Origin of the sequence: Streptomyces asoensis, from assembly GCF_016860545.1 — a bacterium.
GTDB classification, from domain to species: domain Bacteria; phylum Actinomycetota; class Actinomycetes; order Streptomycetales; family Streptomycetaceae; genus Streptomyces; species Streptomyces asoensis.
The window spans coordinates 1113975-1132399 of the sequence record NZ_BNEB01000003.1 but is presented as its reverse complement, the minus strand read 5'-3'; the positions used below and the strand labels follow the sequence as shown (position 1 = coordinate 1132399).

The window sequence follows — 18425 nt, the reverse complement described above, 5'->3', positions numbered from 1 at the left end:
CCGGGGAGCCGCGTCGATGCCGTACCCGTACGTCCTGCTGTCCGCCGCCGTGTCCCTCGACGGCTACCTGGACGACACCAGCCCCGAGCGCCTGCTCCTCTCCAGCCGCGCCGACTTCGACCGCGTCGACGAGGTGCGGGCCTCCGTGGACGCCATCCTCGTCGGTGCCGGGACGATCCGCGCCGACAACCCCCGGCTCCTGGTGAACTCCCCCGAGCGCCGTGCGGCCCGGGTGGCCGCCGGGCAGCCGCCGTACCCCCTCAAGGTCACCGTCAGCGCCTCGGGAGACCTCGACCCGGCGGCGAACTTCTGGCACACGGGCGGCGAGAAGATCGTGTACACGACTGACGAGGGCGCCGCGCGGATCCGTGCGCTCGGCATCGCCGCCGACGCCGTCCCGCTCGGCCCCGAGACGGACTGGCGCCGCCTCCTGGAGCACCTGCACGACGTGCGCGGCGTGCGGCGCCTCATGGTCGAGGGCGGCGGGACCGTCCACACCCAGCTGCTGCGCCAGGGACTCGCCGACGAACTCCAGCTCGTCCTCGCCCCCCTCTTCGTCGGCGACCCCCGCGCGCCCCGGCTGTTCGGCCCGGGCGGCTACCAGGGCGGACGCCTGCGCCTGCTGGAGACCCGGCGCATCGAGGACGTCGTCCTGAACCGCTACGAGCCCACCGCCCCCGGCACCGGACCGCTGCCCGTCGCGGCCGACCGCCACTGGCTGGCCCTCGCCTGCGCGCTCGCCGCCGACTGCCCTCCGTCGGGGACCGCCTTCAGCGTCGGCGCCGTGGTCGTGGCCGCCGACGGCACGGAACTGGCGCGCGGTCACTCCCGCGAGGCCGGCGACCCCGTCGTGCACGCGGAGGAGGCCGCCCTCGCGAAGATCGACCCGGCCGACCCCCGCCTGGCCACGGCCACCGTCTACAGCAGCCTCGAGCCCTGCGCCCGCCGCTCCTCGCGGCCCGCCCCCTGCGCGCGGCTCATCCTCGACGCGGGCGTGCGCCGCGTCGTCACCGCCTGGCGCGAACCGGACACCTTCGTCACGGAGGCGGACGGAACCGGTCTGCTGGCGGCCCGGGGCGTCGACGTCCTGCTGCTCCCGGAGTACGAGGAGCGGGCGAAGGAGCCGAACGGCCACCTCCTGCGGGCCCACTGAGACACCGCGCGGCAACCGATGTGCTTTCTGTCCCGCTGATGGCGTACAGTTGTGTTCATCGCCGCGGGGTGGAGCAGCTCGGTAGCTCGCTGGGCTCATAACCCAGAGGTCGCAGGTTCAAATCCTGTCCCCGCTACTGATACCGAAGGCCGGAATCCGAAAGGGTTCCGGCCTTCGGCGTACGCGCGTACGGCCACCCCGCCCGGGTCTCTCCCGGGAGCACTTCCCCGCGCCCGGCCCGCCCGCCCTCACCCGTCATGACAGGCCGCCCCCTCACGCATCGTGACCGGCCGACCGCCCTGCGCATAACGACTGAGTCACCATCAAAAAGCCGGTGACTGATGACGCGTTTCCGGGGTAGGGCGAGGCGCGGTCAACTCGCCCGTTTTTCACCATTGGTGGCCCGAAAGTCCAGGCCACCAATGATGTTGATCAAGAAGAACGGCTTGGAATCCCGCCCCCGTGTCTATTAACGTTCGATAACGCAGCGCGGTCGTCCCAGCCGGCACCAGAGTCGGCTCCGTGCGGCACGTGCCGAATCCCGCAAGGGAACCGGGGAACCACCACCATGGGGTGAATCTCGCGGAAGCCGCCGTGAACTCGCAGAGTCCTCGGCAGGTATACGCGCGTAGGAGACCTTCCCGCTCCGAACCCGTCAGCTAACCCGGTAGGCGACGGAAGGAAAGGAGTGCGCCCGCGTGGCGTCCAACCCGCCTGCCCCCGAGGCCCCGTACGCGCCGAGCCAGCGGTCCACCGAGACCTTCGGCTACGGCGGCTACCGCACCGACGAGGGTCCCTGGGAGGAATGGAATCCCACCGCGGAGTCCGTTCGCCCGGTCCGGGGCAAGCACCGGGTCGCCAAGCAGCGCGGCGGCGGGTTCGCCCGCAGCTCCACGGTCCTCGGCGTCGGCGTCATAGCCGCCGTCAGCGCCGGCGGGATGGCCAGCGCCAACACCGGCAAGGCCCCGGTCTCCATCTCGATGCCGGACCTGCCCAACGTGGGCTCGCTCATCTCCGACGACCAGCCCGCCCCGGAAGCCCCCTCGGCCCTGGCCGGCTTCGGGTCCGAGGCCCCCGTCGACGCCGACGAGAACGCGGCCGACGCGGGCGAGGCCCTGCGCAGCCGGATCATGGCGCAGGCCGAGTCGCAGCAGTCCCAGGTCGAGGTCAAGGCGCTCGCCGCCGCCGCCAAGGCCGAGGCCGACGCCGCCGCCCAGGCCGAGAAGGAGGCGAAGGCCAAGGCCGCCGCCGCCAAGAAGAAGGCCGCCGAGGAAGCCGCCGCCAAGGCCGAGGCCGCCCGTCTGGCCGAGCTGGCCAAGCAGTACACGCTGCCGACCTCCTCGTACACCATCACCTCGACCTTCGGTCAGGCCGGCTCCCTGTGGTCCTCCGGGTACCACACGGGCCTCGACTTCGCCGCGCCCACGGGCACGCTCATCAAGGCCGTCCACAGCGGCACCATCACCGAGGCCGGCTGGGCCGGCTCCTACGGCTACCGCACCATCCTGACCCTGGACGACGGCACCGAGCTGTGGTTCTGCCACCAGTCGTCCATCAGCGTCAGTGTCGGCCAGAAGGTCGCCACCGGCGACGTCATCGGCCGGGTGGGCGCGACCGGGAACGTCACCGGGGCCCACCTGCATCTCGAGGTCCACCCCGGCGGCAGCGCCGACGGCATCGACCCGGCGGCATGGCTGCGCGGCAAGGGCCTCACCCCCTGACCCGCCTGTCCTGACCCGCCTGCGCGGACCCGCAGCCCACCCCGCAGCCCTGACGCCCTCCGCGTCGGGGCTGCGCCGTTCAGCGCTGTTCACATGTTCTTCGCGTCACGCCCGGAATGGGCGGGCCGCCGCAGCCTGTTGGCACAACACATGACTTCTCTTCGCACGCTCGGCTCCTCCGACCTCGAGGTCTTCCCGCTCGCCCTCGGCGGCAACGTCTTCGGCTGGACCGCGGACGAGGCGGCCTCCTTCGCCGTCCTCGACGCCTACACGGCCGCGGGCGGCAACTTCCTCGACACCGCCGACTCCTACTCGGCATGGGTCGAGGGCAACGGCGGCGGGGAGTCCGAGACCATCATCGGCCGGTGGCTGAAGGCCCGCGGCAACCGTGACGACGTCGTGATCGCCACCAAGGTGAGCCAGCACCCCGAGTTCCCCGGACTGTCCGCCGACAACATCAAGGCCGCCGCCGACGCCTCGCTCCGCCGCCTCGGCACCGATCACATCGACCTCTACTACACGCACTTCGACAAGACCGAGGTGCCCGTCGAGGAGATCATCGGCGCCCTGGACGAGCTGGTGAAGGCGGGCAAGGTCCGGCACATCGCCGCCTCCAACATCTCGCCCGAGCGCCTCCAGGAGTCCCTGGAGTTCTCCGACCGCGAGGGCCTGGCCCGGTACGTCGCCCTCCAGCCCCAATACAACCTGGTCTCCCGCGACACCTACGAGGGCGGCCTCCAGGACCTCGCCGCCCGCTTCGGCCTCGCCGCCGTCCCGTACTACGCGCTGGCCTCGGGCTTCCTCACCGGCAAGTACCGGCCCGGTACGACCGTGCGGAGCGCCCGCGCGGGCGGCGCCGCCAAGCACCTCGACACGGAGCGGGGCCGTCAGGTGCTCGCCGCCCTGGACGAGGTCGCCCGCGACCACGGCACCGAGATCGCGACGGTCGCCCTGACATGGCTCGCCGCGCAGCCGACGGTGGCCGCGCCGATCGCGTCCGCGCGCACCGTCGAGCAGCTTCCGGCGCTGCTGGGCGTGGCCGAGCTGGAACTGACGCCCGAAGACCTCACCCACCTGACCAAGGCCTCGGCCTGAGCGGGGCGTCGGCTTGAGGCGGGCCTCGGCCTGGCCGGCCGGGGTGTCGGCTTGGGGCAGGCCTCGGCTTGCGCAGGCCCGGTCCGACCGGGGCGTCGGCTTGACCCAGGTCGGTCCGACTGAGCTGTCGGCCGGACGCACGCCGGCCTGACCCAGGCGGTCCCGGCCTGCGCCGGCTCGGCCCGTAGGCCTGACCTGGGCCGCAGGCCGACCTCCGGCCCGTACACCTGCCCTCGGCCATACGCGTGGGCTGACCGTAGGCCACCCTCCAGCCAGGACACCTGCCCTTGGCCGTAGGCCAGGCCGGACCGTAGCCCTGCCCTGGGTCGCAGGCCGCCGCCGGCCCCTACGCCTCCCTTGGCCGTAGGCCTACCCCTGGCCGTAGGCCGCCCCCGGCCCGTACGTCTGCCCCGGGCCGTAGGCCGGTCTCGGGTCGTACGCCGGGTTCTGGCCGTAGGCCGCCCACGGCCCGTACGCCTGCGGCCCCTGGCCGTACGCCTGCGGGCCGGGCCCGTACATCTGCCCCGGGCCGTAGGCCGCCCCCGACCCCGGCCCGTAGGGCGCCCCCGGGCCGTGGCCGTACGCGGGACCCGGACCGTACGACGGTATCCGGGCGCAGGGCTGTGGACCCGGGGCGTAGACGTACAGGCCGTACGGCGGCCAGGGCGGCGCGGTGACCGGTACCGGTGGGGCCGTCGTGCGGGCCGCGTGGGCCAGCGCGGGCCGGGCGACGTCCTTGCGCCGCCACAGCTCGTCGAGCAGTTCCCGCTCCCGTACGGGGAAGTCCGCCCCCGCGCGGCCCTGGCGGCCGCGGTGCCGCAGGAACGCCAGGGACGTCGCGTCCGCCTCGTACCGTGCCACCTCCCGCGCCGCGGGCCTGCCCAGGTGGAGCCCGGCGTACTCGCGGGCCAGCCGCCGCGCCCGCATCGAGCCGAGCGCGAACGGCTCGGCCGGGGCGAGCCAGCCCGCGGCCGCGTAGACGGGCAGTTCGTCGCGCACGGTGCGCAGCTCGCGTTGGCGCGTCCACACCGCCAGCCAGGTCAGCAGCCCGAAAGAGGGCACCATGAACGCCGCGTACACCGCGAAGAACCCGAACTCGCCGAACGACGACGAGCCGTTCCACAGGGCGTGCATGCCCATGGCGAGCAGCAGCCCGCCCAGCGGCAGCAGCGCACGGCGCAGGTGCCGGCCGGTCCCGCTGAGCGCGGCGAAGCCGAAGCCGATCCCGGTCAGGACGGTGAACAGGGGGTGCGCGAACGGCGACATGATCACGCGGACGAAGAAGGTCGCGGCGGTGACGGAGGCGATGCCGGTGTCACCCGTGAGCTGGTCGGTGCCGAAGGCGGTGCCGAGGTAGAGGATGTTCTCGGTGAAGGCGAAGCCGGTGGCGGTGAGCCCGGCTATCACCACGCCGTCGACGACGCCGGTGAAGTCCCGCCTGCGGTAGAGGAACACCAGCAGGACGGCGGCGGCCTTGGCGGACTCCTCGACGACCGGCGCTATGACGGTCGCCCCGAGCGTGTCCGCGCCGGACGGGTCGGCGGTCGCGGTGGCTATCCATCTGGTCGCGAAGCTGTTGGCGATGATGGCTATGAGGGCCGCCGCGCAGGCGCCCCAGGCGAACGCGAAGACCAGGTTGCGCCAGGGGCCCGGATCGACGCGGTCGAGCCACCGGAAGGCGGCGACCAGCAGCGGCACGGGCAGGACGGCGAGTCCGAGTCCCACGAGGAAACCCTCGGTGCCGGTCTGCTCGCGCACCAGCGCGAGGATGACCAGGCCGGACAGCGTCAGCAGGGTGATCAGCGCCGCGTACCGCAGCCTTCCCCAGGTCCTGGGCCGCGCCCGGCCGAGGACGGACCCCCACCGTCGCCACCCGCGGGCGTCCCGCGGCGCGCCGTCCCCGGGCAGGCCACCGGGGTGCGGCGGGTGGGGCGGGAACGGAGGACTGGTGGCCACGGCATCGACCCTAACGAGGGAGGGGACTGTGGTGGTGGGGAGCTCGATCGGCCCCCGGGCCGGTCAGCGGTCCCCGGGGCGGACTCGATGCTGTACGCGGCGGAAGAGCAGATCGTTCACGACGTGACCCTTGTCCAGGCCCTGTCCCTCGAAACGGGTCAGCGGCCGGAACTCGGGCCGGGGCGCGAAGCCGCCGTCCGCCCGGGTGTTCTCGAAGTCGGGGTGCGCGGTCAGCACCTGGAGCATCTGCTCGGCGTACGGCTCCCAGTCGGTGGCGCAGTGCACGACCGCGCCCGGCTTCAGACGGGTCGCGGCCAGGTCGAGGAACTCCGGCTGGATGAGGCGCCGCTTGTGGTGGCGCTTCTTCGGCCAGGGGTCGGGGAAGTACACGCGCAGCCCGTCGAGCGAGTCCGCCGGCAGCATCTCGCGCAGCAGGATGATCGCGTCGCCGTTGGCGACCCGGACGTTGGTCAGCCCGGTGCGGTCCGCGAGGTTGAGCAGATTGCCCTGGCCGGGGGTGTGCACGTCCACCGCGAGGATCCCGGTGTCCGGGTCGGCCGCCGCCATCTGCGCGGTCGCCTCCCCCATGCCGAAGCCGATCTCCAACACGACGGGACGGTCCGCGCCGAACAGCTCGGCCAGGTCCACGGCGTGCCCGTCGATGTCGAGGCCCCACTTGGCCCACAGCCGCTGCAAGGCGTCCGCCTGCCCGGCCGTCACCCGGCTGCGCCGCGGCTGGAAACTCCGGATCCGCCGCTCGAAGTGCGATCCGGCGGGGTCCGCCCTGGGCCCGTCGGGGAAGCGGGGCTCTCCCTTGGCGCGGGTGTGCCGGACGGACTCGCCCGGGTGGTGCTCGCCGCCGGGGAGGGACGGGGGGATCTCGGGGGTGCTCACGGAATCAGACACAGTGCGCTCGATTTTACGGGGCCGCCGCACCCCGGCGCCCACAGCGACCAGCCGGGCAGGCCCGCCCGCCCCGGCCCGGTGCGCGGGGGACCGCCTCACCCGCGCGCCAGCGCTGCCAGTGCCCGTCGTGCCACCTCCCGGCCGATCGGGAGCGACGCGGTGGCCGCCGGCGACGGTGCGTTCAGCACATGGACCGCCCGGGCGCCCTCGCGGATCAGGAAGTCGTCCACGAGAGTGCCGTCCCGCAGGACCGCCTGCGCCCGCACCCCGGCCGCCGACCGCACCAGGTCGTCCTCCTCCACCGCGGGCAGCAGCCGGCGCACGGCCGCCACGAAGGCCGCCTTCGACACGGAACGCCGCAGCTCACCGGCCCCGTACCGCCAGTGCCGCCTGCCCATCCGCCACGCGCCGGGCCAGGCCGCCGTCGACAGCGCCTCGCGGGGCCGGACGACACCCCAGCCGTATCCCTCGCGGGCCAGCGCCGGCACGGCGTTCGGCCCGACGTGCACGCCTCCGTCGATGCCCCTCGTCAGATGGACGCCGAGGAACGGGAACGCCGGATCGGGCACCGGATACACCAGCCCGCGCACCAGCTCCGGTCGCGCCAGCTCGTAGTACTCGCCCCGGAACGGCACGATCCGCGCCCCCGGCTCGTCCCCCGTCAGCCGGGCGACCTGGTCGGAGTACAGCCCGGCGCAGTTCACGAGGACCCGGCCCCGTACGACGTCACCGCGCGCGGTGAGCACGGCCACGCCGCGCTCCGGCCGCCGGTCGATCCGCACGATCCGCGCGCCGTAGCGGAGCTCCGCGCCGGAGGCCCGGCCCAGCTCCCGGGCGACGGCCGTGTAGTCGCAGATCCCCGTCGTGCGCACGCGTATCGCGGCGAGCCCGCGGACCTCGGGCTCGTACTGGGCGATCTGGGCCGCGCCCAGCTCGCGGACCGCGATCCCGTTCTCCCGGCCGCGCTGCACGAGCGCGTGCAGACGGGGCAGCTCCGTCCGGTCCGTGGCGACGATCAGCTTGCCGGTGACGGCGTGCTCGATGCCGTACTCCGCGCAGAACTTCGTCATCTCGGCCGCGCCCCGCACCGCGTACCGCGCCTTCAGCGATCCCGGCCGGTAGTAGATGCCGCTGTGCACGACCCCGCTGTTGCGCCCCGTCTGGTGCCGGGCCGGTCCCGGTTCCTTCTCCAGCACCGTGACCCGGGTGCCCGGGGCGGCGCGCCCGATCGCGTACGCCGTGGACAGCCCGACGACGCCTGCGCCGACCACGAGCACATCGCAGTCGTAAGCGACCCTCGACACGTGCACCACCTCCCGGCTTCGATAGTGCACTGCGCCACTGACAGTGCCTTCAAACCCGGGGCGGGCCTCCCGTCGGCCGGCGGCGCGGAGCCCGCGCCGGGTCCGGCGGCCGGCTCCGCGGCGACGCTCCCCCTACGCGGGAGTCATCAGCAGGGGCCGCGCCCGCTCCCGTAATTCCACCACCCTCGGTTCGTCGCCGTAGGGCTCCAGCCGGTGCAGGAGGTCCTTGACGTACTCCGTGGTGCGGGCCGAGGAGATGCGCCCGGCCACCTCCACGGCCCGTACCCCCTGCGCACAGGCGGCGTCGAGGTTGCCCGACTCCAGCTCGGCGACCGCCGAGACGACGAGACGCAGCCCGTGCGAGCGCACGAACTCCTCCGTCGGTTTCGACAGCGCCTGCTCGGTGAAGCGCCGTACCTGGCGCGGTGCCTTCAGGTCGCGGTAGCACTCGGCGGCGTCGGCGGCGAAACGGTCGTAGGAGTAGAAGCCGAGCCAGGACGGGTCGTGGTCGCCCTCCCGGGACCGCTCCAGCCAGCCCTCGGCGGCCTTCAGGGCCGCGCCGGCGGCCTGCGCGTCCCCCGCGCGGGCGTGCGCGCGTGCCTCGACGAGCCGGAAGAAGCTCATGGTGCGTGCGGTGGCCAGCCCCCGGTTGCGCTCCAGGGCCGCCTGCGCGAGATCGACGCCCTCGTCGCCGAAACCGCGGTAGGTGGCCTGGAGGGACATGGAGGCCAGGACATAGCCCCCGAGGGGCACGTCGGCCGCCGCGCGGGCCAGCCGCAGCGCCTGGATGTAGTAGCGCTGAGCCGCCTCCTGCTGGCCGGTGTCGAAGGCCATCCACCCCGCCAGCCGGGTCAGTTCGGCGCTCGCCCCGAACAGGGCCCGCCCGACCTCGTCGGAGTACGAGCCGAGCAGCAGCGGAGCCGCCTCCACCCGCAGGCACTCCGGCACCATGGAGGAACGCCAGTCGCCGCCCCCGTACTTGGAGTCCCAGCGTCTGGCGTCCTCGGCGGCCTCCCGCAGCTTCTGCACATCGCTGTGGCCGACTTTGAGCGGTGCGCCGGAGTCCTCCACGAGGTGGACGTCCCGCGCCACCGAACTGTCGGCCGGGGTTATCAGCCACCGTGAGGCGGGCGTCGCGTACGCGCTTACTGCGAACGATCCGGCCAGCGACTGCCAGATGCCCCCGGAACCGGCCCGGCGGCCGGCGAGGTCGAGGCGGTAGAGCTCCGTGGCCGAGCGCACGGCCTGGTTGACGTCCCTGGGGAAGGCGAGGCCCACCTCGGGCGCGGGGTCCGCGTCCGCCAGGCCGATCTCGTGGAGCGGCACCGGGCGGCCGAGCTTCTGACCGATGGCGGCCGCGATGAGGTGGGGCGCGGCGCCCTGCGGCACCATGCCCTTCGACACCCAGCGCGCCACGGACGTCTTGTCGTAGCGAAGAGTCAACCCGCGTTGGGCGCCAAGGTCGTTGACGCGTCGCGCGAGTCCTGCGTTGCTGATTCCCGCGAGGGCGAGAACGGCGCCGAGTTTCTCGTTCGGCCCGCGTTGCTCCCTGGACATTGCGCCACCCCTCGACACAGACGGCTGCCGCGCTGGCATAACCATGCGGCATTCGTAAACCCAGCGTAGTTCGCCGCATCCCAAGCGTTAAGGGGCATTCTTCCGGTTGGCGGGATTGTGGTCCGTACGAAAATCCGGACGCAGGTACGGACCGTCGCGGCGTGCCCCCGCCGTGTGGCCGTGCGCCCGGCCGTGCGCTCTTCTCCGGCCAAGGCGGGAGGGGTTGCATGGGTCGTGCGTGGGTCGGCCCGCTGTACTGGATCCAGTGGGCTGGGGGACACCGCCGCCTACATCCCCGCGGGCGGCGGAGCGGTCCGGGGGGCGCACTCCGCCTCCCGGACCGGCGCGGGCCCGGGTGGTCACGCGCGTGTGCACGGAGCGTGTGCGAAGCCTGCGCGGGAGCTTCCCGAAACGGGCCGCACTACGCGGATTTGGCCGAAAACCGACCCTGCGATTCCTGGGGGACAACGCCTCCCACCATGGAAATCGAGGGCGCGCGGGGCGTTTTCGGGGAGCGTACCGGGGGCGCATTCACGTCGCGGACACCGGGGTACGCCACGACGTCCCGGCGGACACCGGTGAGTTGACCCGGCCGCGGTCCGCACATGCCAAGCGGCGCCGCCTCCTTCTGCCGCGCGTTCTTCGTGGCAGCATGGTGAACCGTTCGTACGGTGCACTCGGTTGTCCACGGTCTGTGGAGGCGTCCATGCGGTGGTTGGTGGGATGGAGCAGCACCACCGCGGGTGCGCCGGGCGGGACGGCCGGCTACGACGGCCGCGCCGACGACGGCGCCGCCTACGGGGGGCGCGTCGGCCACGAGGGCGAGACACTGCACCCCGTCGGCTCCCAACTCCTGTGGGGCGACCCCGATCCGCTGTGGGCGGTCGGCGATTGGCGGCCCGACGAGGTACGGGTGGTCCAGGCCGACCCGCAGACCCGGGTCGCCGTCCTCGGCACCTGCGGCGCGACCGACGAGCAGTTGCGCGTCGGCCTGTTCGCCGCCCGCGGAGGGGCACTGCGGCATCTGACGGCCTGGCCCGGAAGCTACACGGCGATCGTCCAGGTCGGCCGCCGCATCACCGTCTGCGGCGATCTCGCGGGCGCCCGCCCGGTGTTCCACACCCCCTGGGCCGGCGGCACGGCGTACGCGACGGCCGCGCTGCCGCTCGCCGACCTCATCGAGGCCAATCTCGACTTCGGCCACCTCGCCGCGCTCCTCGCCGCCCCCGACGTACCCGCCGCCCTCCAGGACTCCACCCCGTACGACGGCGTGCGACGCATTCCGCCGGGGCACGCGCTCATCCTGCGCGCCGGGGCACGCGAGATCGCCGGGTACGAGCCGGTCGCCTCGCTCGCCGTCGCCGCACCCCCGGCCGATCCGGACAGCGCGGTCGGCGCCGTGGGCGACGCGCTCGTCGAAGCGGTACGCGCACGTCTGTCCGCGCCCCGGCACGTCCCCGACATCGACCCCGGCCCGGTGCCCGGCATGGGCCCCGCGGAACGGCGCGCGGCGCGCGGGATGCCGGTCGCGGGCATCGGCGCCGACCTCTCCGGCGGCCCGGCCTCCGGCACCCTGGCGCTCCTCGCGGCCGGCCTGCCCGGCAGACCCGGCACGCTGCTCGGCCACGGCACGGGCGCGGGGGAGCGCCTCCTGGCCGTCACCTTCAACGACCTCGCCGTCGGCGGACGCGAGGCCGAAGTGCAGCGGGCAGGCCTCCTCGCCGCCAACCCGCGCCTGCACCACGTCGTGGCGGCCGGCGGCGAGGAGAGCCTGCCGTACGCCGAACTGGACGGCCCGCTGACCGACGAACCCGGCCCCAGCCTGGTCACGGCCGCCCGCCACCGCGCACGCCTCGCGGCGGGCAGCGCGGACCACTTCACCGGCCACGGCGCCCGCCAGGTGCTGGACGCCCACCCCGCCCGCCTCGCCGACCTGCTGATGGACCGCAAACGCCGTCACCTGGTGCGCCCGATGGCCGCCCTCACCAAGGCCGACGGCTCGGTGCTCGTCCCCGCGCGCGTGTACGGCGCGGCCCGCAGGCTGGCCCGGACGCCGTACCGCGCGGGAGTCGAGGGACTGGCCGAGCGCCTCCTGCACCGCAGCTTCGGTCCCGACGACCCCGCGGGCGCCGTCGGGGCCTCCCTGGCCGCCCTCACCTGGGGTGGTCCGGGCCCCGCCGCACGCTGGCTGACGGGGGAGGCGCTGGCTGAAGTATCGGTTCGCCTCCAGGGGGCCGTGCACCGTACCGGCGTCGGCCCGGGGCAGCGTCCGGGCGACTACCGCGCGCGTGCCGCCCTCGCCCGGCACGCCATGGACCTGCGCGTCCTGGAACAGGCCGCCGAGATCCGCTCCCAGCGCCTGCACGCGCCCTTCCTCGACAACCAGGTCGTGCGCGCGTGCCGGGCGCTGCCCGAGACCCTGCGCGTGCAGCCGGGAGCGCGCTCCGCGATCCTGCGCACCGTCCTGAAGAGCGCCGGCGTCACCGACCTGCCGCCCGGCTGGGGCGCCCCCTCCCAGGACTCCGCCACCGCGGCCGCACGGGCCGGCCTGCGCATGGCCATGGACCCCCTCCTCACCCTCTTCGAGGCCCCCCTCCTCGCGGAGGCCGGTCTGATCGAGGCGCGCGTGGTCCGCAAGGCGCTCCGGGCCGCCGCCGCGGGCGAACCCCTGCCGCTGGACGGACTCGCCGACCTGATCTCCCTGGAGCTCTGGCTGCGCCGCCTGCTGTCCCGCCGGGGCACCTGCTGGACCGGCACGCCCGCACGCGCGCGTGCGGTGCCGGCGGGCATCGCCCCGCAGCGGCGGGCCGTCTCCTCCGGGTGACGGACCACCCGGAGCCCTTACGGACCGGTCCGTAAAGACGGTGCCCCGCGCCCGGCTCCCGGTGACAATGAGCGGGTGCGGTACAGAATTCTGGGCGTCACCCAGGCAGCGGACGACCAGGGCACCGCCCTACCCGTACCGGGTGCCCGGCTGCGCGCCCTGCTCACGGCCCTGGCCCTGCGCCCGGGCCGTCCCACCGCGCCGGAGACGCTCATCGACGAGGTCTGGGCCGACGCGCCGCCGCAGGACGCCCCCGCCGCCCTCCAGGCACTGGTCGGCCGCCTGCGCCGCGCCGTCGGCAGGGACGCCGTCACCTCCGCGCCGGGCGGCTACCGTCTCGACGCGACGGAGGACGACGTCGACCTCTTCGTCTTCGAACGGCTCGTCCGCGAGGGCATCGAAGCGCTGCGGCTCGGCGACGCCGACGCCGCGGCCCGCGTCCTGGACGACGCGCTGGCCCTGTGGCGGGGCCCCGCCCTCCTCGACCTCCCCGGCCGGGCCCGGGCCGCCCGCCCCGAGGCCCTCCGCCTCGAAGCCACCCGCGCCCGCGCGGAGGCGGACCTCGCCCTCGGCCGTGCCCGCGAAGCCGTACCGCCGCTGACCGAGCTGACGGCCGCGCATCCCTACGACGAGCCCCTGCACGCCCTCCTCATCCGCGCCCTGCGCGACTCCGGCCGGCACGCCGACGCCCTCGCCGCGTACGAGAGGGCCCGCCGCACCCTCGCCGACGGCCTCGGCACCGACCCGGGCCCTGCCCTGCGCAGCCTGCACACCCGACTGCTCACCGCCCACCCCGGCACCCCGAAATCGCCTCCCGCCCCGGAACAGCCGCACACCGCGGTCCCGTTGCGCGGTTCGGTATCCCCCGGAACCCCACGAGGGTCCGCGCCGAGCGGGGGCCCCGCGGCCGCGCAGGGTTCCGCGCCGGCCCAGGGGCCTGCGACGGCCCAAGGACCCGCGTCCGCCCAGGAACCGGCACCGCTCCATGGGGCCGACGCGACCGGGGCGCCCGCTTCTGCCGACGGCCCCGCTTCTCCCTACGGCCCCGCGTCGGCGGTCGGCCCCGCTTCGGCCTATGGCCCCGCGTCGGCGGACGGCTCCCCGTCGGCCCCCACCCCCACCCCCACCCGCAGCCCGGCGGAGCCGCCCTGGGGCCGGGCTCCGCTGCAACTCCCCGAGCGCACCGGCAACATCCGTCCGCGGCTCACTTCCTTCGTGGGGCGGGAACCCGAGCTGGGCGCCATCCGTTCCGCATTGCACAGGGCCCGTCTCGTCACGCTCACAGGACCGGGCGGCTCCGGGAAGACCCGCCTCGCCGAGGAGGCCGCCGCCGGACTTCCGCAGGCCTGGCTGGCCGAGCTGGCGCCGCTCGACCGGCCGGAGGCGGTGCCGGGCGCGGTGGTCAGCGCCCTCGGTCTGCGCGAGACCGCCTTGATGACCAGCGAACTGGCGGCCGCGCAGGACGACCCCGTGGCCCTGCTCGTCGAGTACTGCGCCCCGCGCAGCCGGCTCCTGATCCTCGACAACTGCGAACATGTCATCGAAGCGGCCGCCGCCCTCGCCGAGACCCTCCTCACCCACTGCCCCGGGCTCACGATCCTCGCCACCAGCCGTGAACCCCTGGGCGTCCCCGGCGAGGCGGTCCGCCCCGTCGAGCCCCTCCTCCCCGACCAGGCGCGCCGCCTCTTCACCGAGCGCGCGGCCGCCGTCCGCCCCGATGCGGCCGCCGTCCTGCGGGACGAGGAGGCGATCACGGAGATCTGCCGGCGGCTGGACGGCCTGCCGCTCGCCATCGAGCTCGCCGCCGCCCGGCTGCGGCTGCTCACCCCGCGGCAGATCGCCGACCGGCTCGACGACCGCTTCCGCCTCCTCACCTCCGGCAGCCGCACGGTCCTGCCCCGCCAGCAGACCCTGCGGGCCGTCGTCGACTGGTCGTGGGACCTGCTCGACGAACAGGAGCGCACCCTGCTGCGCGAGCTGTCGGTGTTCGCCGGCGGCTGGGACCTGGAGGCGGCGGAAGCGGTGTGCAGCGGCCCCGTCGCCGCCCTCGTCGGCGCCCTCGTCGACAAGTCCCTGGTGGTGGCCGCGGCCCCGTGCGAGCACAGCGGGGGCGGCGGGATGCGCTACCGCATGCTGGAGACGATCCACGAGTACGCCACCGAACGCGCCGCCGAACTGCCCCGGTGCCGTGCGCGGGCCGTCGGACGGCACGGTGCGTGGGTGCGCGCGCTCGTCGAGCGGGCCGACCCGCTGCTGCGCTCCGCCGGGCAACTGCCCTGGATCGCCCGCCTGGAGACGGAACTGGACAACATCCGGGCGGCGCTCCGGCGTGCGCTCACGGCCGGCGAGGAGGACCGGGCCGCCGCCCTCTGCCTCGCCACGGGCTGGTTCTGGTGGCTGCGCAACCACCGCGTCGAGGGCGCCGACTGGACCGACCGGACCCTGCGCCTGGGCGCCGTCCTGGACCTCCCCGAGTTCCGGGACGTCCAGGATGTCGCGGCCGTCGCGGATCTCGCGGAGCGGACGGCCGCCCTGGACCCCGTCGACGCCTTCCTCAGGGCCCCCACCGCGGCGGGGAGCCATCCCCGGCACACACAGCGGATGAGCCTGCGGATGCTGCACCTGTTCCTGCTGTCGGAGTCCGAGCCCAGGGACGTCGTGGCCGACCCGCGCTACCGGGAGTACCTGGTCCGGATCCGCGCCGCCTACGAACCGGGCGGTCCGCGGGCGGCGCGCATGCCCGGTCTGCTCTGGCCGCTGACGGCCTTCCAGATGCGGGACATGGTGGACGTCCGGGAGGTCCTCGACGCCGCGGTCGCCAACTGCCGTGCCCACGGCGGCGACTGGGAGCTCGGGTGCGCCCTGATGTTCCGCACCCACATGGTCGTCGACTCACCGGGCGGACTGCACGGTGTGGACGACGACCTGGCGGAACTGCGGGTGCTCAGCCGGCGGGTCGGCGACCGCTGGATGCGCGCCCAGGTGTGCGGCGCGGCGGGCGAGGCGGAGATGGCGCGCAGCCGCTTCGCCGAGGCGGAGCGCGAGTACCGCGAGGCACTGCGTCTGGCCTACGAGGTCGGGGCGTACGCCGAGTCGCCGTTCCTCATCGCCAGGCTGGCGGAGATCGCCTACCGCTCGGGTGACGTCGACGGCGCCAAGGCCACCCTGGACGAGGCGGACAGCAGCGCACAGCGGTACGGCGTGCTCGACGTCCAGGCGTTCGTCCTGCTGCTGCGTGCCCACATCGCCCTGAACGAGGGGGAGGTGGCGTACGCGCGCGAGCTGTGCGACCGGACCCGTGCGGCGGCCGGGGCGGGCACCCCGCCGCCGCAGTTCTCGGCGGCCCTGGACACGCTGGAGGCGGATCTCGTCGCCGCCGAGTCCGGTCCCGGGCACGGTCTGCCGATGTACGCCGACGCGCTGCGCCGGGCGGTGGCCGACCAGTGCGCCGAGGCCGTCACCACGTCCATCCTGGACGGCGCGGCGGAACTGCTGGCCGACTTGGGAGACTTCCCGCGCGCGGTCCGGCTCCTCGCGGCCGCCGACGGCCTGCGCGGCCCCCATCCGCGCCCCGCCCCGCAGCACGGGCGCGCCGAGCGGGCCGAGGCCGCGGCCCGGGACGCCCTGGGCGCCGGGCGGCACGCGGACGAGCGGGAGCGCGGCCTCGGTCTGACGGTGACCGAGGCGCTGCACGAGCTCACGGAGGGCGTGCGCGCCCACCAGGCCGGGCCGCGAGCCCCGGCCGCGCAGGCGCCTACGTGCAGGTGAACCCGGACTGCGCCCAGTCCGCGAGCGCCACCGGGGCGAGGCCGGTGTGCGGCTCGACCACCAGCCGCACGGTGCTGCGCCCGGTGAGGTCCACATGGACGGGGACGGCCGGGTCGCCGCCCTCGACGACCCCGGACGACCAGAGCCGGTCCCCGTCGGCCCAGACGGCGAAGGAGACCTTGCCGAGCTTCAGGGTCAGGTCGTCGACGCCGACGAGCGCGTCGTAGGAGGTGCACGGCCGGTTGAGGTCGACGGTGACGGCGGAGTCGCCGTGCACGGTCACGCCGTGCTCGTACCGCCGGTCGGCGATGGACAGCCCGGACCGCTGCCACACCCAGCCACCGGCGCGCAGCCGGATCTCCGGCCCGCTCCCGTCGCCGCCGACGTCGAAGGACAGCTCGTCGAGCGGATAGACCACCGGGACCGGCGGCGGGGTGGGCGCGGGCGACGGGGGAGCCGGGCTCGGGGTCGCGGCCGGGCCGGCCGGCGGCACGGGGTCCGGCGCGGGCGTGGGCCTGCGGGTCGGCGTGGGCGTCGGCCGCGGGGCGGCGGCCGACGCCGGGTCGGCCGCCGGGACGATCACCGGCGGTCGCGGCGCGCGCTCGTCCGCCGGCCCCGGGGACGGCGAGGTCGCCGGTGTGTCCGCCGGTTCCTCGGGCTGCACGACCGGAGCCGGTGCGGACGCCGGGGGCCGGGCCTCGGGACGTGCGGCCGGAGTGCCGTGGCCGACGAGCGCGAGGGCCACCGCGGCGGCCGCGACGGCGACCACACCGGCGGCGATACCGGCCTTCACGGGGGCGCCCAGCCCCTCCGAGGCCAGTGCCCCGCTGCCGGCGCCCGCGCCGCCCGACGAACCGCCCGCCGCCGCGGCCGCGCCCGCCGCGCCCGCCGCGCCCGCTCCGGCACCGCCGGCGATGAGCGCGACTGCCTTGGCGTACCCGGCGGCGCCGAACCAGCCGATGACCGCGACCGGCACGACGGCCGGGATGCTGCCGGCGACCTCCTCGATCTGAAGGGCGGCCAGCCGGCACTTGGCGCACTCCTCCAGGTGCTTGCGCAGCCCCCGTTCGGCGCGGGTGCGCAGCCTGCGGCGGGCGTAGGTGCCCAGCTGGTCGGCGTAGCCCGCGCATGCCTCGTCGTCGGTGAGCGTGGCGCTGACGTGGGCCTGGAGGTAGGCCTGCTTGAGGCCCTCACGGGCCCGGCTGGCGAGCACGCGCGTGCCGTTGGCGTCGAGGCCGAAGAGCATGGCGACCTCGCTCGGCGACTCGTCCTCGACCTCCGTGTGCCACAGCACCGCCTGCCAGCGTTCGGGCAGCGAACGGAAGGCCCGCATGGCCATGGACTGCTCGGCGTCGTGCATCGCGCGCACGTCGGCGCCCAGTTCCAGCGTGTCCGCGTCGGCCGTCTCCCGGGAGCGCGCGGTCTGCGCGGCGAACACCGCGAAGTCCTCGACGAGCTGTTCGCGCTTCGCCGACCGGGTCCAGTCGGCGGCCACGCGCCGCACACAGGTCAGGAGGTAGGCGCGGACGGCGTGATCGGGCCCGGAACCGCCGCGCACCGCCTGGAGCATGCGGGCGAAGACCTCGGCGGTGAGGTCGTCGGCGGTGTACGCGTCCCGGCAGCAGGTGCGCGCGTAGCGGCGCACGGCGTCGGCGTGGCGCCGGTACAGCTCCTCGTACGCCGAGTCGTCGCCCGCACGCATCCGGTCGATCAGATCGCCGTCGGCGGTGGGGACGTCCCTCGGCGGCGGCAGGAGGCCCTCGGCGCGCCGCTCACGTTGCGCCGGTACGCCGCTCTCGGCCGGTTCGGCCGGGATCCGCGCCGGGGTCCGGGCCGACGGCAGCACCGCCGGATCCGCCGGGAGACCCTCGCGCGCGGCGTTCGGCGGGCGGTTCGCCGGCCGGTCGCCCGGGCCGCTCGCGCGTCCGCCCTGGCTCGGCACCTGCGGTGAGGTCAGGCCTTCGGCCTCCGGGTCACCGTCACCGGACGAACCGACCGGCTCGTCCCCACCCTCAACACTCATCGCGGAAAGCCCCCGCCGCCTGCCTCACCGGTCCTGGCCACCCGGTCAGAGTGCCATATTGGCTTTTGTTCAAGGTCCCGTGCGGCGGACCGTCCACTCGTCCGTGAGCGGGCGTCGC

The 18425-nt window shown here is 75.0% G+C and carries 10 protein-coding genes, 1 tRNA gene and 1 riboswitch; of the genes, 6 read left to right on the top strand and 5 right to left on the bottom strand.

Features of this window, described 5'->3' with window-relative positions; translation table 11 throughout:
* The first annotated feature begins 16 nt into the window (after positions 1 to 16).
* The 4 genes from Saso_RS17725 (at position 17) to Saso_RS17710 (ending at position 3969) form a co-directional block, all read left to right on the top strand.
* Positions 17 to 1153, top strand: a complete 1137-nt coding sequence (locus Saso_RS17725) for a dihydrofolate reductase family protein (protein ID WP_189923922.1) — start codon at positions 17 to 19, stop codon at positions 1151 to 1153.
* Between the two features lie 62 nt (positions 1154 to 1215).
* Positions 1216 to 1289 (top strand) — tRNA-Met (locus tag Saso_RS17720).
* 386 nt (positions 1290 to 1675) lie between these two features.
* Positions 1676 to 1842: riboswitch (cyclic di-AMP (ydaO/yuaA leader) on the top strand.
* A 9-nt stretch (positions 1843 to 1851) separates the two neighbouring features.
* On the top strand, positions 1852 to 2874 hold the full coding sequence (locus Saso_RS17715; protein ID WP_189923923.1) for a M23 family metallopeptidase: 1023 nt from the start codon (positions 1852 to 1854) through the stop codon (positions 2872 to 2874).
* Between the two features lie 150 nt (positions 2875 to 3024).
* Entirely contained in the window at positions 3025 to 3969 is a 945-nt protein-coding gene (locus Saso_RS17710) for an aldo/keto reductase (protein ID WP_189923924.1), read from the top strand.
* 369 nt (positions 3970 to 4338) lie between these two features.
* Here the strand turns inward: Saso_RS17710 and Saso_RS17705 are convergent, their stop codons facing one another.
* From Saso_RS17705 to Saso_RS17690, 4 genes are all read right to left on the bottom strand, one after another.
* A complete protein-coding gene (locus Saso_RS17705; RefSeq protein WP_189923926.1) occupies positions 4339 to 5925 on the bottom strand; it encodes a PrsW family intramembrane metalloprotease in 1587 nt (528 codons plus the stop codon).
* A 63-nt stretch (positions 5926 to 5988) separates the two neighbouring features.
* Entirely contained in the window at positions 5989 to 6831 is an 843-nt protein-coding gene (trmB, locus tag Saso_RS17700) for a tRNA (guanosine(46)-N7)-methyltransferase TrmB (RefSeq protein WP_189923928.1), read from the bottom strand.
* A 95-nt stretch (positions 6832 to 6926) separates the two neighbouring features.
* Positions 6927 to 8144, bottom strand: coding sequence for an L-2-hydroxyglutarate oxidase (gene lhgO, locus Saso_RS17695; protein WP_189924015.1), 1218 nt, complete (start codon positions 8142 to 8144; stop codon positions 6927 to 6929).
* Positions 8145 to 8267: 123 nt separating this feature from the next.
* Positions 8268 to 9692 carry an MFS transporter gene (locus Saso_RS17690; RefSeq protein ID WP_189923930.1) on the bottom strand — a complete coding sequence of 475 codons (1425 nt, stop codon included), beginning with the start codon at positions 9690 to 9692 and terminating at the stop codon, positions 8268 to 8270.
* A gap of 706 nt (positions 9693 to 10398) precedes the next feature.
* Here Saso_RS17690 and Saso_RS17685 point away from each other — a divergent pair.
* Positions 10399 to 12516, top strand: a complete 2118-nt coding sequence (locus Saso_RS17685) for an asparagine synthase-related protein (RefSeq protein ID WP_189923932.1) — start codon at positions 10399 to 10401, stop codon at positions 12514 to 12516.
* A gap of 75 nt (positions 12517 to 12591) precedes the next feature.
* Positions 12592 to 16284: an AfsR/SARP family transcriptional regulator gene (locus tag Saso_RS17680; protein WP_189923934.1), complete on the top strand. Its 3693-nt coding sequence runs from the start codon at positions 12592 to 12594 to the stop codon at positions 16282 to 16284.
* On the opposite strand, the gene Saso_RS17675 is transcribed toward Saso_RS17680, so the two are convergent.
* On the bottom strand, positions 16271 to 18307 hold the full coding sequence (locus Saso_RS17675) for a sigma-70 family RNA polymerase sigma factor (protein ID WP_189923936.1): 2037 nt from the start codon (positions 18305 to 18307) through the stop codon (positions 16271 to 16273). The genes Saso_RS17680 and Saso_RS17675 overlap by 14 nt on opposite strands.
* Between the last annotated feature and the right edge of the window lie 118 nt (positions 18308 to 18425).

What these genes read in the sequence shown, in the direction of transcription:
- Saso_RS17725 (WP_189923922.1), top strand. Translation starts at nt 17, where the DNA reads ATGCCGTACCCGTACGTCCTGCTGTCCGCCGCCGTGTCCCTCGACGGC.
- Saso_RS17710 (WP_189923924.1), top strand. Translation starts at nt 3,025, where the DNA reads ATGACTTCTCTTCGCACGCTCGGCTCCTCCGACCTCGAGGTCTTCCCG.
- Saso_RS17690 (WP_189923930.1), bottom strand. Translation starts at nt 9,692, where the DNA reads ATGTCCAGGGAGCAACGCGGGCCGAACGAGAAACTCGGCGCCGTTCTC.
- Saso_RS17685 (WP_189923932.1), top strand. Translation starts at nt 10,399, where the DNA reads ATGCGGTGGTTGGTGGGATGGAGCAGCACCACCGCGGGTGCGCCGGGC.
- Saso_RS17675 (WP_189923936.1), bottom strand. Translation starts at nt 18,307, where the DNA reads ATGAGTGTTGAGGGTGGGGACGAGCCGGTCGGTTCGTCCGGTGACGGT.